A 5,524-nucleotide genomic window follows, 5' to 3' on the forward strand; every position below is an offset into this window, starting at 1 on the left:
CGATAGCGCAGGAATGTCAGCGCCGGCGTACTCCAGTTGGTCCAGTTACCACGCTGGCTCGCGGGGTGGACGAAGCGCCGCAGCCAAGCCATTGCGGGAGCCGCAAAAGCATCGTCATCATAGCCGGGTCTCGAGATAACTGCAATCGGCAAAAGTCGAGCAATTTTTCGCCAGTCTTTCCAGCGGTGAAACTGGGCAAGATTGTCGGCCCCCATGATCCAGACAAATTGCCGTTTCGGGTAGCGGCGGACGAGTTTCAACAGTGTATCATAAGTATATCTTGTACCCAATTGCTGTTCGATAGCGGTCGGCCGGATCGTGCTGCGCCGTGCCATTTTCCGGGCCGACGCCAGACGCGCATGCAGCGGAGCCATATCCTTCGCCCCTTCTTTCAAAGGATTGCCCGGCGAGACCAGCCACCAGAATTCATCCAGCGCCAGCGCCTCGATCGCGAACAGACTGACCGACCGATGCGCGCCATGGGCCGGGTTGAACGAGCCGCCCAATAGGCCGGTTGTTATCATAGCCTGATGATCAAGGCCGCACTTGCCCGGTTCCCCGCACCACCCATTTATAGGTCGTCAGCCCTTCCAGCGCGACCGGACCACGTGCGTGCATGCGTCCGGTGGAAATACCTATTTCCGCTCCGAGTCCAAATTCGCCACCATCGGCGAACTGGCTCGAGGCATTGTGCATGACAATCGCGCTATCGGCCCGCTGGATGAATTTTTCGGCGATCGCCATATCCTCGGTGACGATGACATCGGTGTGATGCGATCCATGTGCCGCGATATGCTCGAGAGCCTGATCCACTCCGTTGACCATCGCAACCGCCACGATCGGCGCGAGATATTCGGTATCCCAGTCGCTGGCGTCCGCAGAAACGATTCGTTCGTCCAGTTCGAGCACCGCATCGTCGCCACGCACTTCGCAGCCCGCATCGATCAACGCCCGCACCAAGGCACCGGGTGCCTGATAATCCTGATCGATCAATAATGTTTCCATCGCCCCGCAAACACCGGTGCGCCGCATCTTGGCATTGACGGCGATGGCGATAGCCTTGTCCGGATCAGCTTCCTTGCCGATATAAGTGTGGTTTATCCCGTCGAGATGCGCGAGAATCGGGACGCTTGCTTCGTCCTGAACCCGCTTGACCAAGGATTTTCCGCCCCGCGGGATTATGATGTCGATTAGCCCGCTGGCTTTCAACATTGCGCCGACAGCCGCCCGGTCGGTGGTCTGGACCAGCTGGATGGCATGTTCGGCGAGGCCGGCTTCGATCACTCCTGCTATCATGGCGTCAAAAATAGCCCGATTGCTCTCTATCGCTTCCGATCCGCCGCGCAGAATGACGGCATTGCCGGACCGCAGCGCCAAAGCAGCAGCATCAGCGGTGACATTGGGACGGCTTTCATAGATTATCCCGATCACGCCCAAGGGAACCCTGATCCGCTCCATCACCAGACCATTGGGCCTTTCGGTGCGGTCGATGATCTGTCCAACAGGATCCGGAAGATTCGCGACATTCTCGACGGCCGCGGCGATGGCTTCCAACCGCCCTTCATCGATCATCAGGCGGTCGAGCATGGCGTCACTCAGCCCTCGCTCCCGGGCGCTTTCCATGTCGCGCTGATTGGCCGCCAAAATGACGGCCTGGCTGGCCCGCAGATGTTGCGCGGCGGCGATGAGGGCTTTGGCTTTTTGGGCATCACTCACGCCGGCTAGCATAGTGAATGCAGCGCGCGCCTTCAGTCCCATATCGGTGATAAGCTTTACAGATTCTGTCATAAGTGGCTGCTAGCATGACGAGGACGGCAATTTAACCCACAATCGCTAACCTCGGCACGCAAGAAATCTTTTTGCGCGACAGCGATAGATCAGCCCAAAATGGGACGATCACAATTAATTTTTTGTTAATTTCGCAGCTCACCGCACGACTCCGTCGACTCGTCACGAGTCGCTCTCCTTCGATTCGCTAGATTCGAAACCCTCTGCTAGCCCTTCAATGGGGATTACGAACAAAATGGCGGGTCATGCACAAACAAAACACCAAGCAAGGGCTTAAAGCCCGGCTGGACCATATGTTTACCGATCGCGAGTTTTTCATGCGATCGCACGGACAGGTCCGATTTCTCACCTTGTCTGCAACATTGCAGAAACGCGTCTTTTATTCGGTCGCGGCCGCACTGGCTGCCTGGATGTTGATCACGCTTGCGATGATGATCAACCAGCTGACCGTCACCGGCGAACGCATGGCACTCGCTCAGAAAGAAGCAGCGGTGAACAGCACCGAAAGCCGGGTCGCGAGTTATAAAGCCTCGATTGACGACGTCGCCGCCGATCTCAAGCAACGCCAGGATGTGCTCGACGCGATGACCGAGCAATTTGTCGGCGAACAGCCAGCAGCCGCCGATGCAACAGCACAGAAGCAAGATGACGGACAAATGTCCGAAAATACGCGAAAGATCAGCGCGGCTTTTCCGGAGGCTACCCATCTAGCCAAACTCGAAGCCCGGCAAATCATGTTTGCGCGGCGCCTGACATCGGCCGCCAATCAACGCACAGAACAGGCGGCGGCTGCAATTCGAAAGTTCGGCCTGAACCCCGACAAGCTGTCCAAGAATTCCATGGATTCAATGGGCGGTCCGTTCATCCCTTTCTTCAAGGGCAAGAACCAGCAGATGCATCCCACGCTTGAACGGCTGAATCTGGCGCTCGTGCGGATGGAAGCACTGGAAAGAACGCTGATCGCGATCCCGTCCGGCCAGCCTTCTAGCACCGGCATGGTGTCGAGCAGCTACGGCTATCGCCGCGATCCTTTCACCGGCGGCGGCGCGATGCACAGCGGCATGGATTTCAAAGGACCCCGCGGTCAGCCTATTCTTGCGGCTGCCGGTGGCAAGGTTACTCATGCAGGATGGAAGTCCGGCTATGGCAAGACCGTAGAAATCACGCATGGTAACGGATTGCTGACCCGTTATGCGCATTTGTCACAAATTGGTGTGACCAATGGCCAGAAAATTGAACAGGGAATACAATTGGGGGCTATGGGCAGCACGGGACGCTCGACCGGATCGCATCTGCACTTTGAAGTGCGACTGAACGGCGCCGCAATCAACCCCCGTCCATTTTTGGAGGCAAATACAGATGTTCTCAAGGTCAAAGCCATCGCACGACAACGTGCCAAATCGCCAAAGCGCGCAGAGTCAGGCACCGGCCGTGGCTAGAAGCAATGGTAGCAGCGGATCCAGTTTCTCGATCATCGGCGACGGAATCATCATCACCGGCAATATCGAATCGAAGGTTGATCTGCATATCGATGGCGAAGTGATCGGCGACGTAAAATGCCTGTCCCTGGTTCAGGGTCCATCGAGCAAAATACAGGGCGCTATTGTTGCCCAGAATGCCAGCCTGTCAGGTGCGGTAGAAGGATCGATCGATGCGGGCGACCTTGCCATCGCCTCCACCGCCCGTATTTCTGGTGACGTCTCTTATGAGAATGTCACGATCGAACAGGGCGGCCATGTCGATGGCAAATTCAAACATCGTAGCAGCACCTCTCCAAATCTCGCAAAATCGACAGTGAACAAAGGCGATTTGGGCATGCCGCTCGAGCTAACCTCAGGCGACAAACTGCCTGATCGCGGCTTTACAGTTTAATTGCGGGGCGCCTGTCGCCGATAGCTGAGCGCTTCCGCCACATGGATGCGGCCAATTTCTTCGACGCAGGCCAAATCCGCGATCGTCCGGGACACTCTCAAAACCCTCGTGTAGCCACGCGCTGACAGCCGCATCGCTTCTGCAGCCTGCGCGAGCAAGGTCCGGCCCGGTTCGTCGGGTGTGGCGTGTTTTTCCAGCACTTCGCCATCAATCTCACTATTGGTCCGCACTTCCAGATCTGCGTAGCGCTGGCGCTGGATTGACCGTGCAGCAGCGACTCGCTGAGCCACGGCGTCGGAACCTTCAGCCGGCGGCGGCATGGTGAGATCTGCGGCGGACAAGGCCTCTACCTCTATATGGAGGTCAATGCGGTCGAGCAGCGGCCCCGAAACTTTCGCCTCATAATCCGCCGCGCACCGGGGCGCCCGCGAGCAAGCCAGAGCAGCGTCTCCGAGATGTCCGCAACGGCACGGATTCATCGCGGCGATCATCTGCACACGCGCCGGAAAGGTCACATGCGCATTGGCTCGGGCCACACTGACCTCCCCGGTTTCTAGCGGCTGCCGCAGCGAATCGAGAACCGCTCGCTGAAACTCCGGCAGTTCATCGAGAAACAAAACCCCGAGATGCGCCATGCTGACTTCGCCGGGGCGGACCTTCAACCCGCCACCGACCAGCGCTGCCATCGAGGCGCTATGATGCGGTGCACGGAACGGTCGCTGACGTGACATCTGACCGCCCTCCAGCGTACCGGCGACAGAAGCCACCATCGACACTTCGAGCGCTTCAGATGGAGATAGAGGCGGCAAAATGCCTGGCAAACAGGATGCCAGTAGCGACTTCCCCGACCCGGGCGGACCGTTCATCAGAAGATTGTGCCCGCCAGCCGCAGCTATTTCCAGGGCCCTTTTCGCGGTTTCCTGACCCTTCACATCCTTGAGGTCCGGCCCATAATCCGGCTCGGGTGCGGGGCCGGTTTCCGGCGGCGTCAATATCGACTGACCCTTGAAGTGATTGAGCAGCGCCAGCAGGTTTGCCGGAGCCAGCACCTCAATATCACCGGCCCATGCCGCCTCAGAGCCCTGCAACGCCGGACAGATCAGTCCGAGATTTTCACCCGACGCATGGAGCGCCGCCAGCAAGACGCCCGGTGTGACCGCCAGCCGGCCATCGAGCGATAATTCCCCGACGACTATATAGCTTGCCAGAGTCTCGGCATCGACGATGCCCATCGCGCCCAGCAATGCCAACGCGATCGGCAGGTCATAATGGGATCCCGCCTTGGGCAAGTCAGCGGGCGAAAGGTTGACCGTGATTCTTTTTGGTGGGAGCGAAAGTCCCATCGCGGCAATCGCGGCGCGTACCCGTTCCCGGCTTTCCGCGACCGCTTTGTCGGGCAGACCGACGACATTGAACGCAGGCAGGCCGGGCGCGACCTGGCATTGTACTTCGACGCCGCGCGCTTCCAGTCCGAGAAAGGCCACCGTCTGAACCAGGGCTACCATCATCGCCATCCCAATTTCATATCCCAAACACTGGCGGCGACAGGAGATTGAGTCGAGCATCAACAGCCACTTGGCCGCAACCGTCAAAACCGGAAGAAATCAGCCGAAGCAATGGGTTAATTTTCGCGCAACCACACGCCCTTACGCTTTGGCAAGCGCTCTGCCTGCAAATACAGCATATGGCATGGGGCAATAAATCAGATATTTTCGACGAAGGTAATGCTTCGGGCAGCATGAGCGGCTTCTTCGTGGGCGCCTTCATTCTGGCTGCGCTTCTGCTTAGTCCCGCCCAACCAGCCAATAGCGCTAGCAGCTATGTGGTCACCGAGACGGTCGAGACGCTGGAATATGAAATATTC

At 58.2% G+C, this 5,524-nt stretch carries 6 protein-coding genes; 3 read left to right on the forward strand and 3 right to left on the reverse strand.

The features are described 5' to 3' along the window. Together V7680_RS14740 and V7680_RS14745 are read right to left on the reverse strand one after the other, a co-directional pair. Positions 1-524: nicotinate-nucleotide adenylyltransferase (locus V7680_RS14740; protein WP_335654020.1), on the reverse strand; the 524-nt coding region annotated here is incomplete at its 3' end. Between the two features lie 10 nt (positions 525-534). Then, positions 535-1,788, reverse strand: coding sequence for a glutamate-5-semialdehyde dehydrogenase (locus V7680_RS14745; protein WP_335654021.1), 1,254 nt, complete (start codon positions 1,786-1,788; stop codon positions 535-537). Positions 1,789-2,033: 245 nt separating this feature from the next. Here V7680_RS14745 and V7680_RS14750 point away from each other — a divergent pair, with 245 nt between their 5' ends. Together V7680_RS14750 and V7680_RS14755 are read left to right on the forward strand one after the other, a co-directional pair. Continuing rightward, positions 2,034-3,227, forward strand: a complete 1,194-nt coding sequence (locus V7680_RS14750) for a M23 family metallopeptidase (protein ID WP_335654022.1) — start codon at positions 2,034-2,036, stop codon at positions 3,225-3,227. Beyond that, positions 3,220-3,660 carry a bactofilin family protein gene (locus V7680_RS14755; RefSeq protein ID WP_335654023.1) on the forward strand — a complete coding sequence of 147 codons (441 nt, stop codon included), beginning with the start codon at positions 3,220-3,222 and terminating at the stop codon, positions 3,658-3,660. Before V7680_RS14750 ends, V7680_RS14755 begins: the two co-directional genes overlap by 8 nt. On the opposite strand, the gene V7680_RS14760 is transcribed toward V7680_RS14755, so the two are convergent. After that, the gene (locus V7680_RS14760; RefSeq protein WP_335654025.1) at positions 3,657-5,165 is read right to left on the reverse strand and encodes a YifB family Mg chelatase-like AAA ATPase; all 1,509 of its coding nucleotides are present in this window, start codon (positions 5,163-5,165) and stop codon (positions 3,657-3,659) included. The two genes, V7680_RS14755 and V7680_RS14760, sit on opposite strands and share 4 nt — an antisense overlap. Before the next feature lie 179 nt (positions 5,166-5,344). Between V7680_RS14760 and V7680_RS14765 the strand changes: the two genes are divergently transcribed. Then, on the forward strand, positions 5,345-5,524 hold a 180-nt coding region (locus V7680_RS14765), incomplete at its 3' end, for a hypothetical protein (RefSeq protein ID WP_335654024.1).

This window comes from Parasphingorhabdus sp. (genome assembly GCF_036963705.1).
Classification (GTDB): domain Bacteria; phylum Pseudomonadota; class Alphaproteobacteria; order Sphingomonadales; family Sphingomonadaceae; genus Parasphingorhabdus.